The sequence below is a fragment of the Amycolatopsis lexingtonensis genome (genome assembly GCF_014873755.1).
GTDB classification, from domain to species: Bacteria; Actinomycetota; Actinomycetes; order Mycobacteriales; family Pseudonocardiaceae; genus Amycolatopsis; species Amycolatopsis lexingtonensis.
The window spans coordinates 2,896,759-2,912,530 of the sequence record NZ_JADBEG010000001.1 but is presented as its reverse complement, the minus strand read 5'-3'; the positions used below and the strand labels follow the sequence as shown (position 1 = coordinate 2,912,530).

The following is a 15,772-nucleotide window of genomic DNA, read 5'->3' as shown; positions in this document are numbered from 1 at the left end:
GCCCCGCTCAGGCGGCGCGGGCCACCTCGTCACCGCGGTACGGGCCGGGCTTCGGGCGCGGCTTCCCACCGGGGAACGCCAGGCGCAGGATCGTGCGGTGCACCGTGCCGAGCTGGCGGGAGAGCGGGCCGGTGTTGTACGGCAGGCCGTAGCGCCGGCAGATGTCCCGCACCCGCGGCGCGATCTCGGCGTAGCGGCTGCTGGGCATGTCCGGGAACAGGTGGTGCTCGACCTGGTAGCCGAGGTTGCCGCTGAGCAGGTGGAACAGCGGGGAGCCGGTGATGTTCGCCGCGCCGACGAGCTGGCGGACGTACCAGCCGCCGCGGGTTTCGTCGCGGACCTCCTCCTGGCTGAACGTGTAGGTCTGGTCGGGGAAGTGGCCGCAGAAGATGATCGAGTGCGCCCAGACGTTGCGGATGACGTTCGCGGTGAAGTCGGCCCAGAACGTCGCGGCGAACGTGCCGCCGCCTTCCTTCCGGACGGCGGCGAGCTGGGCCCGGACCGCGCCCCGGAACCCCCGGCCGCGGGCGCGGTCGGCCAGGACCCGGCGCCGTGACCGGGGTTCGGGCTTCACCAGCCGGCCCACGGCCGTCGCGGCGAGCGCGCTCACCAGCGGCCAGCCGACGTAGTCCTTGAGGATCTGGTCGCGTGCCTTGCCCGAGATGCCCTTGATGTCGTGCCACACGTCCTTCAGCGGCTTTTCGCCGGCGCGGATCGCTTCGACGTCCATGTCGTGGACCGCGACGCCCCATTCGAAGAAGGCCATCAGCAGCAGGTTGTACAACGGCTGCGCGAGGTACGCGGGATGCCACTTCTGGTGCGGGTCGATGCGCATGATCTCGTAGCCGAGGTCTTTGTCCTTGCCGCGGATGTTGGTGTAGGTGTGGTGGATGTAGTTGTGCGAGTGCTTCCACGCCGCGGCCGTCGAGGCGGTGTCCCAGTCCCAAGTGGACGAATGGATGTACGGGTCGTTCATCCAGTCCCACTGACCGTGCAGGACATTGTGCCCGATCTCCATGTTTTCCAGGATCTTCGCGATGGCCAGGCAGCCGGTGCCCGCCGTCCAGGCCACTTTGGACCGTGAGCCGAGCAGCAGGGCCCGGCCGGCGACCGCGATCTGCCGGTGCAGCCGGATGACGCCCTTGATGTACCGGCGGTCGCGCTCGCCCAGGTCGGCGCGCACGTGGTCGTGGATCGCGTCGAACTCGCGGGCGAGTTCGACGAGCTGGTCCGCGCTCAGGTGGGCGAACGGGTGCGTTGTCGTGGACATGTTTTCCTTTCTCCCTCAGAGTTCGACCGTGACCCGGCCTTCGGCGCCGTGCACACAGGTGCGCACGATCTCGTTGTGCTTCTCGCTGACGACGTTCGTGCGCAGGTCGCGGATCCGGCCCTCCCGGATCGGCAGCACGCACGTGTGGCACACCCCGACCCGGCAGCCGAACGGCATGTCCACGCCCGCGTTCTCCCCGGCGACGAGAATCGGGGTGCCGGGCGGGCAGTCGGCGTCGACGTTGCGGTGGGCGAACCGCACCGTCCCGCCGTCGCCTTCGGCGCCTTCGCCGCCGACGATCGGCTGGAACCGTTCGTGGTGCAGCCGGCCGGCGTCGCCGTGGCGCTGCCAGTGCGCCTGCAGCGCGTCGAGGAGTTCGCCGGGCCCGCAGGCGTAGGTCTCCCGCTCCGGCCAGTCCGGGCAGAGGTCTTCCAGCGCGTCCGGGGTGAACCGGCCGTCGCGCCCGGTGATGCGCAGTTCGAGCCGGAACCCGTCGTGCTCCTTTTCGAGCGCGGCGAGTTCGTCGCCGAAGATGACGCCGTCCGCCTCCCGCGCCGAATGGGCGTGCACGACGTCGCGCAGCCCCGGTCCCGGCGCGAGGTGCCGCAGCATGCTCATGACCGGCGTGATGCCGCTCCCGGCGGTGATGAACAGCAGGCCGCGATCAAGCCGGTCCGGCAGGGTGAACGACCCCTCGACCTCGCCCAGCCGCACCACTTCGCCGGGCCGGGCCCGCTCGACCAGGTACGGCGAGACGACACCGCCGTCGACCCGCTTGGGCGTGACGGAGATGAGCCCGTCCGGGCGGTCCGGGCGCGACGTCAGCGAGTACGCGCGCCAGTGGTGCACGCCGTCGATGACCACGCCCAGCCGCACGTACTGGCCGGGCCGGTGCCCGACCCAGTCGTACCCGGGGCGGATCAGCACGGTCGCCGCCCCGCCGCGTTCGGGCTCGACCCGCTCGACGAGCCCGCGCAGCTCACGGGTGGACCAGAGCGGGTTGATCAGTTCGAGGTAGTCGTCCGGCCGCAACGGCGTGAACAGCCAGCGCAGCGCGCGCAGTGCCCGGCGCCGCAGCGGCGACACCGGCGGACGCATTCCGACTTCCGCCATCACGCACCACCCCGCGCACGGCAGGCGGTGACGACTTCGCCGGGCCAGTCGATGGTGACCATGCCCATTGAGTGTACAGGCGTGCACTCAACTCGCAGGCTGAGCGCCCGCTTCCCGGAGGAGATCCTCGACGGCGTCGATGCTCAGCACCAGCCCGCCGCCGTCGTCCGTCGGCACGGCGATACCGACGACCTCGCCGAGCTCGTCGAAGGCCGGTGTCCCCGCGTACGAGGCGGGGAGCGCGAGGCTCGTGCGGAACAACCGCGTTCCGCGGTCGGTCGCCTCGAACCGGTTGACCACACCGGTGAGCAGCGTCCGGCCGCCGTCGTCCGCGGGGCCGGGGAGCCAGAGCTGGTCGCCGATCCGCAGGAGGGCCGGCCGGCCGGGCGGCAGCGGGGTGACGTCGAGGGGCGTGGCCAGCCGCAGGACCGCGAAGTCGGGATCGGTGGCCGCTCCGCCCGCGCCTCGGTGGTTTCGAGCAGGCGCGTGGTTTCGGCGAAGGCGGCTTCGAGGTCGTCCGCGGCCGGCACGGACTCCTTGGCGAGGTCGTTCGCCGCCGCGGCGGCCTCGCGGGCCGACTGCCGGGCCGACGCCAGGTCGAGCTCGGTCTGGTTGGCCTCGTCGAACATTTCGACCAGGGCCTGCCGGGTTTCGGCTTCCGGGTCCGGTCGTCACGGCCCGGCGAGGCCGATCGGCAGCGTGGCCGCCACCCCCTTGGCGTGCCGGCCGTCGAGGCGGTCCGCGGACAGGGCCCACTCGCTGGCCAGCCGGATCAGCTCACCGGCCGCGGCTTCCAGGTCTTCCGGGCCGGCTGCCGCGAGGCGGACGGTGGCTTCGGTGCGGATCCGGGCCGTGGCCGCCGGGCGGTGGGCGGTGACCGCCACCGTGACCGCCGCGCGGGGGATCCTCGCCGGCAGCCAGCGCAGCAGCTGCGGGGCCACCCCGGGCGGCAGTTCGGCCCAGCCGTCGAGGCGGAACGTGGCCTGGGCGATCGGGCCGCTGTACCAGTGGCGCCAGTCCTCGCGCACCTGCCCGCGTCCGGCGTTGACGTGCGCGAGCGAGGCCAGCGTGCCCAGCAGCTCGGGTTCGGTCAGCCCGTGCGCGGGCAGCCCGTCGCGCCGGAGCCGGCGCAGCACCCGCCGCACGGTGTTGCCGAGCGCGCGCTGGACGTCGGCGTCGTGCTGGACGTCGGCCGTGCGCAGTGCCTGGAGCGCGAGCCACACGCGGGGCGGGCGGTCGCGCGCGATGCCCGCGTGGTGGACGACCTGCGCCGCGACCGCCTTGGCCGGTTCGTGCGGCGGGGGCAGCAGGCTCTCCGGCGACGGCATCGCCTTCGTCAGGTCCCGCTCGGCCGACTTCGGTTGCAGCACCACGGTGATCCCGGCCGCGCGGCTGAGCAGGAAGCCGGTGTCGCCGGCGGTCCCGGTCGCTTCCGGTGAGATCAGGCGCAGCAGTTCCCGGCCCGCTTCGGCCGGACCGCGCAGGTCGCGGACCCGGTCCCGGAGCGCGTAGTCCGAACCCACGACGAGCCAGGCGGACAGCCACCGGCCGCGCACCCGGACGGTCGTCAGTGCGACGACCACCGCGGCCGGGAGCGCGACGGCGACGAGCACAGGCCACGGCCGGGTGGCGGCGGCGACCAGTGCGACCAGGACGAGCTGCCAGCACACGATCCGCGCGACGCCGATCGTGCGCGGCCGCCCGGCGGTGCGGCGGGGTGCGGGCGGGGGATTCCGAGGTGGGGTCGGAAGTGGCGCGGGCGCCGGGACCGGACCCGCGGCCGACGCCGACCGGGCGGCGGAGAACGGCAGCTGGGCGGCGACCGATGCTGGCTGGGCCGCGGACAACGGCGGCTGTGTCGCGGAGAACGGCAGCTGGGCCGCAGCCGACGCTGGCCGGGCCGCGGACGACGGGAGCTGGGCCGCGGGCAATGGCGGCTGGACTGCGGAGAACGGCGGCTGGGCGGCGGACAACGCGGCGAGCGCGGCCTCGCGGGCCGCCGCGCGGGAAGCCGCATCCGCGCCAGCCACCGTGCCGAACGCAGCCGGACTCGCGGCCACGGGGTACGCGGGCGGTGGTGCGGTCGCGCCGCGGTGCGCGTTCGCCTGTGCCGCGCCGAAATCCGTCATCGCGCCCCCTCTTCCTGCCGGCCGGGAGCCTCAGTTTTCCCGGCCGACCTGAGGTTTCGATGACATCGGCGCGGGTCAGGGCGTTTCATCGAAATTTCATGATCGGGCCCTAGCGTCGGCGCCATGTATGCCGGGGAGGGCACGGAGAAGAAGGGCCGCGGGCTCGGCGCCGCCGCGCGAACCCGGCTGGTGCTCGCGTTCCTGGTCGCCGGGTGCCTCGCGCTGATCGGGGTGGCCGTCGCCGGCCGGGCGCCGATGCCGTCGGACCTGGAGTACGTCCAGGCCGGTCACTGGGTGTACAGCGACGCGCTCCAGTCCGCGCTGCACGTCGACGGCGGGGCCGGTCAGGTCGACGCGCGGGCGGGGGTGCCCGCCGGGCCGGGCAGCCAGGTCGCGCAGGGCGGCCGGTCCGGCTACGTCGTCGACCGGTCGCGGATCACCCTGTTCGACAAGTCGACGCTGGGCGTGGAGAGCACGATCGCGCCGCCCGCCGCCGAAACGCCGTCGGTACTGGAGGTCGCGGGCGGGCCGTACCTGGTCTACCGCAACGCCGGCCGGATCGTCCGGCTCGGTGACCCGGTGGCCACCGTCGCGGCCGGCGGTCCGCTGGCCACGCCCGTCGCGACCGGCGACGGAACCCTGTGGGTGTACCGGATCGACACCGGCTCGGTGTGCGAACTGCCGCGCGGCGCCGCCACCCCGACCTGCCCGGCGCACCTGCCCGCCGGGCACAGCGGGCTGCTCGCGCTGGCCGACGACCGGCCGGTGGTGCTGGACGTCACCGCGGACACGCTGAGCCCGGTGAGCAAAGACGGGCTCGGCGAGCCCGTCGCGATCGGCGTCAAGCTGCCCGCGACGGCGCTGGTGGCCAACACCTCGGTCGACGGGCGGCTCGCCGTCGCCGACCCGGACCGCAACCAGCTGCACCTGATCGACACCACCGGGCTCGGGAAGGACGGCCCCGCCGGCCGTCCGGTTTCGGTCGACCTGCCCAAGGACGGCCGGTTCAGCGGCCCGGTCGCCACCTCGCACGTCGTCGCGCTGGTCGACGAAACCCGCAACGAGGTCCGGACCTACGACAGCCACGGCACCCTCAAGGGCACCAAGAAGGTGCCCGGTGGGCGACCGAGGCTGGCGCACGGCCAGGACGACCGCGTCTACGTCGACAGCTCGGACGGCTCGCACGTGCTGATCGTCGACGGGGACGACGGTTCGGTCGCCGACGTGGCCGTCGACGAGCAGGCCCGGCACCAGGCCGCGACCCCGCCGCCGGCCCCGCCGCAGCCGTCGGACACCGGTTCGGCGCCACCGGCCCCGCCGCAGCCGCCGTCCCGGCCGGTGCCGCCGCCGGTCGCGAAGGCGACGCCGCCGGGGGCGCCGCGCAACGTCAGCGCGTCGGCGTCGGCCGGCTCCGTCGTCGTGACGTGGGCGGCCGCGGCGGACAACGGCGCGCGGATCACCGCGTACCGCGTGTCCTGGGCGGGCGGGTCGACGACGGTCTCCGGGACGTCGCGGCGCGCCACCGTGAGCGGGCTGGACAACGGGAAGTCCTATGTGGTCACGGTGGCCGCGGAGAACTCCGCGGGCCGCGGCCCGGGCGCGAGCGCGAAGGTGGCGGCGCCGGGGCAGGCGGCCGGCGCGCCGTCGGTCACCCTGACCGCCGGGACGGGCGGGAAGGTCTCGGCGAGCTGGTCCGCGCCGGACCTGCACGGCGCGGACCTGGTGCACTACCTGGTCAGCGCGACGGGCGCGGGGGAGCGCCAGGTTTCCGGGACGTCGACCGAGTTCTCCGGGCTTTCCGGGTCGGTCACGGTCACCGTCCGCGCGGTCACCCGGTACGGCTCGGGCGCCGCGCTCACCGGGAGCCCAGGCCGGAAGACGGTGCGCGTGCCCTCGGGACCGCCGACGATCAAGATCACCCACGTCCAGGGCAAGGGCGCACCGGACCAGCAGATCATCGTCACCGTGACCGCGAACGGCAACGGCGCCGCCGCGAAGTGCAAGGCGACCGCGTTGGGTTCGGCCTCGTCCCCGACCGTGCCGTGCAGCGGCACCACGAACCTCACCATCTCGAACGTCTACTGGGTCGGCGCGATCCCGGTCGACGTCACCATCACGACGTCGGCGGGCACCGGCTCGGACCACTTCAACGGCACGCCCGCGTTCGTGGTCGTGCTCGGGCCGTTCGCGCTGCTGGGCACGCGCCGCCTGCTGAAGAAAACCGGAAAACCCGAGGCGAAGAAGGAAACGTGACACCGACTCCCAAGGCCGCCTACGAACTGATCGCGGAGAACGTCCAGACGGTCGTGCGCGGCAAGCCCGAGCTCGTCCGCCTCGCCGTCGCCGCGCTGTTCGCCGAAGGGCACCTGCTCATCGAAGACGTGCCGGGCCTCGGCAAGACGACGCTCGCCCGCTGCCTGGCGCGCAGCGTCGGCGCGAGCTGGAACCGCATCCAGTTCACGCCGGACCTGCTGCCCGGCGACATCACCGGCGTGATGGTCTACCACCAGAACGCCGAGCGGTTCCAGTTCCACCCCGGCGGGATCTTCGCGAACGTCGTGCTGGCCGACGAAATCAACCGCGGCACGCCGAAGACGCAGTCCGCGCTGCTGGAGGTGATGGCCGAGCGGCGGGTGACGGTCGACGCGGTCAGCCAGGACGTGCCGCGGCCGTTCTTCGTGGTGGCCACGCAGAACCCGATCGAGCTGGAGGGCACCTACCGGCTGCCCGAGGCGCAGCTCGACCGGTTCCTGATGCGGCTTTCGGTCGGTTACCCCGACCACGACGCCGAAATGCGGGTCGTGATGGGCGACTGCGCCGGGGTGACCCCGGACGAGCTGCGGCCGGTGCTCGACCTCGACGCGGTGCAGGCCGTGATCGCCGAGGTCCGCAAGTCGCACCTGGCCCCGGAAATCGTGTCCTACGCGGTCCGGCTGGCCACGGCGAGCCGGACGCACCCGGCCGTCCGGTACGGGGCCAGCCCGCGCGGCAGCATCGCGCTGATCCGGGCGGCACAGGCGCTCGCGGCCACGCACGGCCGGGACTTCGTCACGCCCGACGACGTCAAGGACGTCACGCACCCGGTGCTCGGGCACCGGCTCGTGCTGACGCCGGACGCGGAGCTGAACCAGCGGCGCACCGCCGACGTCGTGGACGAACTGCTGGCCGAGACGCCCGCGCCGGCGGCCACGGCGGGGCGGTAGCGATGCGGCTCACCCGCCGCGGTGTTTTCGTGCTCGCTTCCGCCGTCGTGCTGTACGCCGCGGGCGAAGTGCTGGGGTACGCGCTTTTCCGTGCGCTGGGCGGGATCGCGGCGGGTGCGGTGCTCGTCGCGGTGGCCGTCGTCCGGTTCCGGCCCGACGTCGAGGTCGACCGGACCGTGCTGCCGGACCGGATCGAACGCGGCGAACCCGCGCTGGCGTCGCTGACCGTCCGCAACACCGGCACGCGCCGGCACGGCGGATTCGCGGCGGCCGACCGCATGGGCGAGGCGAGGCACGGCGTGCGCGTGCGCCCGCTCGCCCCCGGCACGGCGGCGACGTACCACTACGAGCTGCCGACCACCCGGCGCGGCCGGCTCGAGGTGGGCCCGCTCGTGCTCGACCGCCCCGACCTGTTCGCCCTCGCCCGCGGCGAGCGGACCGTCGGCGGCACCGCGAGCCTGTGGGTGCACCCGCGCCGGCACGCCGTGCGCCCGGCACGGGCCGGCCACCCGCGTCACCACCACGACGGCCCGATCACGGACCCCCCGCTGAGCGGCTCCGCGGACCTGCGCGCGGTCCGGCAGTACGTGATCGGCGACGAAGTCCGGCACCTGCACTGGAAAGCGTCGGCCCGCACCGGACGGCTCATGGTGCGCGAGTACGCCGATCCCGCGCAGCTGCGGTGCACGGTGTTGCTCGACACCCGGCCCCGGGCGCTGACCGCGGCCGCGTTCGAGGAGGCGGTCGAGGTGGCGGCGTCCCTGCTGTTCGCGTCGGCGACGGCGGGTCAGCACTGCCGGCTGATCACCACGACCGGCACGGATACGCCGGTGGACAGCGGGTTGCGGGTGGCGCGGGTGGTACTGGACGAGCTGTGCCTGGTCACCCAGGACGCCGCGGACGACGCTCCGCTGCTGCCGGGCCCACTGGCGGCGGGGCGCCGTCCGGGCGGGGTGGTCGTGGTGGTGACGGGCCCGGACACGGACCTCGGCCCGGCCCGGCGGTGGCACCCGGACACGGTGATCCGGCTCGGCGCGGCGCCGTCGGCTTCGGTCGCGGGCGCCGGGCAGATCACGGCGGTCGACGCGGCCGATGCGGCTGCGCGGTGGAATGCGTTGATGACGGGGGCAGCGTGACGGCGGGGGTGGAACGGCTTGCTGAGAGGTGCGGTGTGACGGCGGGGCTCGAGCGGGTCGTGGACGCCGGGGGGCAACGGGGTGCCGTGGTGGGGCGGAGCGTCCCCAATGTGGCGTTGGTTGCGTTGGACGCACCCAATGTGGCGTTCGGTGCGTCCAACGCACCGAACGCCACATTGGGGCGCTTGGGGCCGGGGGTGGGGGTGACCCGGCGATCTGCGAGGGGCGTGACGGCGGGGCTCGATCGAGTCGTGGGGGCGGTGTGACCGCGGGGGTGGATCGCGCCGTGGGCACCGGGCGCCGACGTGGGGGCGGCGTGGCGGTGACGCGGCGGGGCCGGGTGGAGCCCGGGGCCCGGGTGGCGGCGCGCAGAGGGCGCCGCCACCCGGGCGGGAGGAGCGTCAAGCGCGCGGCCGTGCTCAACCGGGCCGCCGTCGCCGGAGTTCTCGGCTCAGGTGCCGTGGCGGGACTGCTGTTCACGCCGGTGTTCGGCTTCGCCGCCGTGCTCGTCCCGGTGCTCGTCGTCGTGGTGCTCGCATACGCCTGCGCCGAACTTTGCACACGCTGGCCGAAAACCGCGCCGTACCGGCCGCTTTTGGTGCTGGCGACCGGACTTCTCGGGCTGATCGAGGCCGTCGCGTTCCCGACCACCCTCGCGGGCCTGCCGACCGGCGAATCGCTGGCCGTCCTGGTTCGCGGGGCGACCGAGGGCTGGCTGCTGACCCTGCAGTCCACCTGGCCGGCCCGGCCGGTTCCCGAGCAGCTGCTGTTCGTCCCGCTCGCCGTGCTGCTCGCGTCGGTGGTCGGCCTGGAAGTGCTGCTGCGGCTGCGAAAACCGCTCCTCGCAGTGCTGCCAGGTCTGCTCGTCGCCGCGCTTTCCCAGGCGTACCAACCGTTGTCCGGGCCGGCCGCAGTCGGGGCGGCCGTGCTCTACGCGGGCGTCGCCGCTCTGGCGCTGTGGTCTCGTCCGGACCGGTCGCGGGGTGGGTCGGGCGGCTGGCTCGTGGTGGCGACCGTCGCCGGGCTGCTCGCCGGGGCCGCGGCGTTCGGGGCGCTCGACCCGGCCGGGCGCGAGCCCGTCCGGCTCACCGATGGCCAGGTCGCGCCGCTCGCGCAGCACGGGCTCGGCAATCCGCTGGACCAGGTCGGGGAGCGGCTCGCCCGGCCCGGCGCGGAAGTCTTCCGCTACCGCGGCGACGCGCCGGTCGACCGTTGGCGGCTCGCCGTCCTCGACGGGTTCGACGGCGCCGGCTGGACCACCGACCTGCGGCTACGCCGGCTCGGGCAGCACCTCGAGAGCGACGGCGTCCTGCGCAGCGCCGACGTGCGGGTGACCGGGCTGCCCGGACCGTGGCTGCCGAGCCAGCCGGTGCCGACCGGGGTGACCGGCGTCGACCCGCTCGTCGATGAGACGGCGGGAGCGCTGCTGCTCGACCCGCCCGCCCCGGACCCGCGGTACCGGCTCACCTGGTCGTCGCCGGACGTCGACGCCGCCCGGCTCGAGGGCGCGGAGGTCGACGCGAAGGCCGAAGGCGGGCTCGGCGAACTCGGCCAGGTGCCCGCGGACGTCGAACAGCTGGCCCGGGACGCCGTGCGCGGCCTGCGCCCGACGTTCCAGTCGGCGTTGCAGCTGGAACGGTTCCTCAGCACCAACTACCAGGTCGCCGTCGGCACCGACCTGCCGACCGGGCACGGCTGGCCGCAGCTGCGGCGGTTCCTGCTCGACACGCGCCGGGGCACGAGCGAGCAGTTCGCCGCGGCCTACGTCGCCCTCGCGCGGCTGACCGGCATCCCGGCGCGGCTGGTGGTCGGCTTCAGCGGATCGTCCGAAGTGGACGGCGACTACCGGGTCGTGCGCAACCGCGACGTCCTGGCGTGGCCCGAGGTGGCCGTCGACGGCGTCGGCTGGGTGCCGCTCGACCCGACGGCCGCGGCGGCCAAGACCGGTCAGCAGACCGGTCTCGCGAAGGCGACCGCGCTGGCCCGGCAGCAGCTGCCGCCGGAGCAGTCGCTGCAGCCGCCGCAGCTGCCGCCGGACCACCCGGAGTCCGGCGACGCCGACGCGTCCACCGGAGGTTCGGTCCGCTGGGACGTCGTGGCGGCGATCGCCGCGGGCGCGCTGCTCGTCGGCTGGCTGTGGGGAGTGCCGCTGGCGAAGGGGATCCGCACCCGGCGCCGTCGCCGGTCGACCGGCGCGGAGGGCGTCATCGGCGCGTGGGCGGAGGCCCGCGACCGGCTTCGCGCGGACGGCGTGCCCTACCGGGTCGGGATGACCCCGCGCGACCTCGCCGAGCTGGCGGGAGAGGGGACGCGGGAGCCGATCACGCGGCTGGGCAAGGTGCTCGACATGGCGCTGTGGTCGGGAGTTCCGGTGACGGAGGGCGCGGTGCGCCGGGCCTGGCAGGAGGTGGGGGAGCTGCGCCGCAGCCTGGCCACGCGCCCGTGGACGACCCGCCTGCGCTCGGCACTGGACCCGCGCACGCTGCTCCCACCCGCACGGCGGCGCTGACGGCTCTTCGGTGCGCCCCAATGTGGCCTTCGGTGCGTCTGACGCACCGAAGGCCACATTGGGTGCGTGTGACGCAACCAAGGCCACATTGGGGCGCTTGTCCCGTGGCGCTCACTGGGTGCAGTGGCCGCCGCGGATCGGGATGGGGGTGCTCGTGTACACGTTCTTGCCGTCGGTCGCCCGGATCTGGAAGCAGTAGCGGCGGGCCGGGTCGATCGGCACCTCCATCGCGCGCTGCCGGTGCGCCACCAGCACCATCGTGTCGATCCGCTCGCCCGCCACCACCACGGCGAAGTCGAGGTCGCCGTCGGCCTGCCAGGTCAGCCGGACGTGGTCGCCGAGGTCGGCGGGCTGAGCCAGCGCCAGGTGGATGTCCGGGGCCGCCGCGGTGTTCGCCGGCTGCGCGGCCGGCGCGATCGGGAGCGCGTGCCCGGTCACCTCGTCCGGTCCGGTGAAGAACGGCAGCACGGCCAGGCCCGCGACGACCACACCCGCGCCCGCCGAAAGCGCGGTGCGGCGCCGGGCGGGCGAAGCGGTGCGCTCGGCCGGGCCGCCGAACGTGCGGATCAGCGTGCGCCCGCCCGGGTTCGGCGGGGCCGGCGCGGGCGTGGCGGGCCGGGGTTCCTCGGCGAAGTCGTCGAATTCGACGTCGGCCGCGGCCGGCTCCGGCTCGGCCTCGGGCCGCGCGGGTTCCGCGGCGGGAACCGGTGGTGCGACGCCGTCGCGGAGGTTCTCGAGCAGCGTCACGACGGCCGCCGCGTCCGCCGGGCGGTCGTCCGGTTCCTTGGCCAGCAGTCGGGTGACCACATCGGACAGTCCGGGTGGGATGTCCGCGCCGTGGATCGGGGCGACCGGTTCCCGCAGCACCTGCAGGATCCGCTCGCCGGGCTGCTGCCCGGTCCGGCGCGGGAACGGCGGCGCCCCGGTCAGTGCGCTGTACAGCACCGCGCCCAGGCCGTAGAGGTCGGACGCGGGCGAAAGCGTGTCGTCGCGCAGGGTTTCCGGGGCGGTGTACTCCACGGCGTGCACCGGATCGCGCGGGAACCGGCGGCGCAGCGTCTGCCCGAAGTCGGCGAGGACGAACTCGCCCGACGCGCGGTAGAGCACGTTGTCCGGCGTCACGCCGCCGTGCAGGACGCCGGCGCCGTGTGCCGCGGCCAGCGCCGAAGCGACCGCTGTGCCCAGCGCGAGCACGGCGTCGGCGGGCAGGCGGACGCCGGAAGCGAGCAGCCCGGCCAGTGAACCGCGGCACAGCTCCATCCGGACGCCCGCGCGGCCGCCCGGGTAGTCGACCACGCCCAGCACCGGCAGGATCGACGGCGCCGGCCCGGTAGCGGCCAGCGCCTTGCGCTCGCGCTCGAGCCCGGCCAGGGTGTCGCGGTCGAACGGGCCGGGGAACACCTTGACCGCTTCGCCGGTGGCCCGGATCGCGTGCACCGTGGCGATCGGGCCGGTGGCGAGCAGGTCGACGGCGGCGTGCTCGATGCTCATGCCGCCATTCTCCCGCACGAAAGCCGTGCGGGGGGCGGTTTCGCGCGGCCGGTTCCGGCCGTCGTCACCCATTCGCGCGCGCGGTGGCCGAGGCTTTTCCCATGCAGACCGCCGGCCTCGTCAGGCTCACCGTCGCCACCCCACACCGGCGCATCGACATCGCGCTGCCGGAACACGCCGCCGTCGCGGAGATCCTGCCGGGGTTGCTCGCCCGCGCCGGCGAAGGGCTCGCCGACGACGGCGTCCCCGGCGGCGGCTGGTCGTTGCGCCGGGCCGACGGGACGGCGTTCGACCTCGACCGGACCCTCGGCGCGCACCGGGTGCGCGACGGCGAGGTCTTGCACCTGACCCCGCGGCGCACCGACTGGCCCGAGCTGGAATACGACGACCTGGTCGACGCGATCGCCACCGGCTCCGGCCGGACCGGCCGGGCCTGGGGCCCGCGGCACACCCGGGTGGCCGGGCTGGCCGCCGGCGCCGCGGCCCTGCTGCTCGGGCTGGTGGCAGTGCTGCGCGCCGGGCCGCCGTGGCCCGGACCCGCGCTGTGGGCGCTCACCGCCGCCGTGCTGCTGCTGACCGCCGGAGTGGTGCTCGCGCGCGCGATGCGGGACGCCGCGGCCGGGGCGGTGCTCGCCGCGTCCGCGCTGCCTTACGCCTTCGCCGGGGGCGGGCTGCTCCCGGCCGGCGGCACCCCGATCACCGCGTTGTCCGCGGGCCACCTCGTGCTCGCGGGCGCCGCGCTGCTGGCGGCCGCGCTGGCGGGACGCCTCGGCGTGGCCGCGGCACCGGCGTTGTTCACCGCGGCGGCCACGGCCGGGCTGCTCGCCGTGCTCGGCGGCTGGCTGGCCACGCTCGACGCCCTCGCGGGGTACCGGGCCGCTGCGGTGGTCGGCGGCGGCCTGCTGGCGCTGTCCGGCGCGTTCGCTCCGCTGGCCCTGCGGCTCGCCCGCGTCCCGATGCCGGTGCTGCCGCGCAGCACCGCGGACCTGGTCCGCGACGAGCCGCAGCCGCCGCTCCCGCTCGTGCACAGCGCCGTGGCCAGGGCCGACGGGCTGCTGACCGGCCTGCTGGCCGGGACGTCGGTGGTGGTGCTGTACTGCCAGATCGTGCTGATCCGCGCCGGCGGCACCGCCCCGGTCGTGCTGGTTTCGGTGCTGGCACTGGGTTTCCTGATGCGCGCGAGGCTGTATCCGATCCTGCGGCAACGGGTTCCCTTACTGCTGGCGGGAATGTCCGGCGTCGGCTGCCTCGCGCTGGGACCGCTGATGGCGGGCGGCGCGCTGCTGCCGGCCGGGCCGCTCGCGGTCGTCGTGGCGGCGGGGGCGATCGCCGCCGGCGTCCTGCTGAGCACCCGGCGCCCGAACCCCTACCTCGGCCGGTTCGCCGAGTACTTCGAGATCCTGCTGATGGTCGCGATCGTGCCGGTGGTGTGCTGGGTGCTCGACCTGTACGCCCTCGTGCGCGGGCTGGGAGGCTGACCCGTGGCGTCCAAACGCGACCAGCTGCAGGCGTACCAGTTCCTCGTGCAGCGGGCGACGTCCGCGCTCGTCACCCGCGAGACCGATCCCGAGCAGCCGCCGTTCCGGCGCACCGGGAGCGCGACGTTCGCCGGGATCGCGCTCGGCATCGTGTCGCTGGCGGGCGCCGGGGTGTACGGTCTGATCGTGCCGGGCGGGAACACCGCGTGGCGCCAGGATTCCGCGGTGATCGTGGAGAAGGAGACCGGCACCCGGTACGTCTACCTCGACGGGCGGCTGCACCCGGTGGCCAACTACGCGTCCGCGCTGCTGCTGCTCGGTGACCACCGGGCCACCGAGCACGTGTCGCGCGAGTCCCTCGCCGGCGTCCCGCGCGGGCCCCGGCTCGGCATCCCCGACGCGCCCGACGCGCTGCCCGCGCCCGACCGGCTGCTGACCGGCTCGTGGTCGCTGTGCTCGGCACCCGCCAGCGACCTGGCGGGCACCCGGATCGAGGAGTCCGTGCTGCTGGCCGGCGCCGCTCCGGCGGGCGGCGCGGCGCTGGGCGACCGGGCGCTGCTGGTGGAACTGGTGACGACCGGCGACCGCTACCTGGTCTGGCGCGGGTACCGGCACCGCATCGAGGACTACGCCGCGGTCGGCACCGGCCTGGCGCTGACCGCCGAGCCGTGGGCCCGGGTCGGCCGGCCGTGGCTGGACGTCCTGCCCGAAGGCGCCCCGATCGGCCCGATCCCGGTGGCGCGGCCGGGCGAACCGTCGACGGCGGTCCCGGGCCGGACCGACCTCCGCGCCGGGATGCTGCTGGTGGTCCGGCCCTCGGGCGGCGGCGAGCAGTACTACCTGGCCGAGCGGGACGCCCTGCGCCCGATTTCCGTGCTGCAGTACGACATCCAGCGAGCAGCCGCCCAGACACCGGCCGCCTACCCCGGCGGCGACCCGGTGGCGGTGACGCTGCCACCGTCGCTGGCCACGACGTCCCGCCGCCTCGACCCGGCCGACGACGCCGAGGGCGCGGCCCCGGCAACTCGCCCGCCGATCGCGCGCCCGCGGGACCGGGAAGCGACGGTGTGCGCGACCTTCGAGCCGGGCGCGTCGTCCCCGGGCCTGGCGATCGACCCGGAGCTGCCCCCGGCGGACGCGCTGTCGGCCACGACCCGCCGCTCGGCGACCGGAACCCCGCTGGCGGACCGGGTGTACGTCCCACCGGGCAGCGCGGCGGTGGTCGAAGCGATGCCGTCGGCGCAGGCCCCGTCGGGGACGTTGACATTGGTGACCGACATGGGCCGCCGCTACTCGCTGTCGGCGCCGGAGGTGCTGAAGATGCTGGGCTACCCGTCGGACCGCGTACTGCGGCTGCCCGCCGGGCTGGTGGCCCGGATGCCGGAGGGACCGGGCCTGGACCCGGCCGCCGCCCGCAACCAGACCGAGCACTGACGGCCTGCC

Annotated in this window: 11 protein-coding genes; 6 read left to right on the top strand and 5 right to left on the bottom strand. The window is 75.1% G+C overall.

What is annotated here, in order from left to right; translation table 11 throughout:
* Positions 1–7 precede the first annotated feature (7 nt).
* The 4 genes from H4696_RS13205 to H4696_RS13190 all read right to left on the bottom strand — a co-directional run bounded on the left by H4696_RS13205 (position 8) and on the right by H4696_RS13190 (position 4,512).
* A complete protein-coding gene (locus H4696_RS13205; RefSeq protein ID WP_086860528.1) occupies positions 8–1,270 on the bottom strand; it encodes a fatty acid desaturase family protein in 1,263 nt (420 codons plus the stop codon).
* A gap of 15 nt (positions 1,271–1,285) precedes the next feature.
* The gene (locus H4696_RS13200) at positions 1,286–2,383 is read right to left on the bottom strand and encodes a ferredoxin reductase (RefSeq protein WP_086860526.1); all 1,098 of its coding nucleotides are present in this window, start codon (positions 2,381–2,383) and stop codon (positions 1,286–1,288) included.
* Positions 2,384–2,470: 87 nt separating this feature from the next.
* Positions 2,471–3,058 (bottom strand): S1 family peptidase, encoded by a 588-nt coding sequence (locus tag H4696_RS50000; protein WP_158104309.1) that lies wholly within the window; start codon positions 3,056–3,058, stop codon positions 2,471–2,473.
* Positions 3,055–4,512, bottom strand: coding sequence for a type VII secretion protein EccE (locus H4696_RS13190; RefSeq protein WP_192782287.1), 1,458 nt, complete (start codon positions 4,510–4,512; stop codon positions 3,055–3,057). The genes H4696_RS50000 and H4696_RS13190 overlap by 4 nt, the downstream gene beginning before the upstream one ends.
* Positions 4,513–4,635: 123 nt before the next feature.
* Between H4696_RS13190 and H4696_RS13185 the strand changes: the two genes are divergently transcribed.
* The 4 genes from H4696_RS13185 to H4696_RS13170 all read left to right on the top strand — a co-directional run bounded on the left by H4696_RS13185 (position 4,636) and on the right by H4696_RS13170 (position 11,360).
* Positions 4,636–6,765 (top strand): fibronectin type III domain-containing protein, encoded by a 2,130-nt coding sequence (locus tag H4696_RS13185; RefSeq protein WP_192782286.1) that lies wholly within the window; start codon positions 4,636–4,638, stop codon positions 6,763–6,765.
* Positions 6,762–7,715, top strand: a complete 954-nt coding sequence (locus H4696_RS13180) for an AAA family ATPase (RefSeq protein ID WP_086862310.1) — start codon at positions 6,762–6,764, stop codon at positions 7,713–7,715. The genes H4696_RS13185 and H4696_RS13180 overlap by 4 nt, the downstream gene beginning before the upstream one ends.
* Before the next feature lie 2 nt (positions 7,716–7,717).
* Positions 7,718–8,851 carry a DUF58 domain-containing protein gene (locus tag H4696_RS13175; RefSeq protein ID WP_192782285.1) on the top strand — a complete coding sequence of 378 codons (1,134 nt, stop codon included), beginning with the start codon at positions 7,718–7,720 and terminating at the stop codon, positions 8,849–8,851.
* Between the two features lie 358 nt (positions 8,852–9,209).
* Positions 9,210–11,360, top strand: a complete 2,151-nt coding sequence (locus tag H4696_RS13170; protein ID WP_086864103.1) for a transglutaminase TgpA family protein — start codon at positions 9,210–9,212, stop codon at positions 11,358–11,360.
* Positions 11,361–11,471: 111 nt separating this feature from the next.
* Here H4696_RS13170 and H4696_RS13165 read toward each other — a convergent pair whose 3' ends face one another.
* Positions 11,472–12,851, bottom strand: coding sequence for a serine/threonine protein kinase (locus H4696_RS13165; protein ID WP_225955676.1), 1,380 nt, complete (start codon positions 12,849–12,851; stop codon positions 11,472–11,474).
* 101 nt (positions 12,852–12,952) lie between these two features.
* Between H4696_RS13165 and eccD the strand changes: the two genes are divergently transcribed.
* Both eccD and eccB read left to right on the top strand, forming a co-directional pair.
* On the top strand, positions 12,953–14,329 hold the full coding sequence (gene eccD, locus H4696_RS13160; protein ID WP_086865368.1) for a type VII secretion integral membrane protein EccD: 1,377 nt from the start codon (positions 12,953–12,955) through the stop codon (positions 14,327–14,329).
* 3 nt (positions 14,330–14,332) lie between these two features.
* The gene (gene eccB, locus H4696_RS13155) at positions 14,333–15,763 is read left to right on the top strand and encodes a type VII secretion protein EccB (protein WP_086865367.1); all 1,431 of its coding nucleotides are present in this window, start codon (positions 14,333–14,335) and stop codon (positions 15,761–15,763) included.
* The last annotated feature ends 9 nt before the right edge of the window (positions 15,764–15,772 follow it).

What these genes read in the sequence shown, in the direction of transcription:
- H4696_RS13185 (WP_192782286.1), top strand. Translation starts at nt 4,636, where the DNA reads ATGTATGCCGGGGAGGGCACGGAGAAGAAGGGCCGCGGGCTCGGCGCC.
- eccD (WP_086865368.1), top strand. Translation starts at nt 12,953, where the DNA reads ATGCAGACCGCCGGCCTCGTCAGGCTCACCGTCGCCACCCCACACCGG.
- H4696_RS13175 (WP_192782285.1), top strand. Translation starts at nt 7,718, where the DNA reads ATGCGGCTCACCCGCCGCGGTGTTTTCGTGCTCGCTTCCGCCGTCGTG.
- H4696_RS13190 (WP_192782287.1), bottom strand. Translation starts at nt 4,512, where the DNA reads ATGACGGATTTCGGCGCGGCACAGGCGAACGCGCACCGCGGCGCGACC.
- H4696_RS13200 (WP_086860526.1), bottom strand. Translation starts at nt 2,383, where the DNA reads ATGGCGGAAGTCGGAATGCGTCCGCCGGTGTCGCCGCTGCGGCGCCGG.
- H4696_RS13165 (WP_225955676.1), bottom strand. Translation starts at nt 12,851, where the DNA reads ATGAGCATCGAGCACGCCGCCGTCGACCTGCTCGCCACCGGCCCGATC.
- H4696_RS13205 (WP_086860528.1), bottom strand. Translation starts at nt 1,270, where the DNA reads ATGTCCACGACAACGCACCCGTTCGCCCACCTGAGCGCGGACCAGCTC.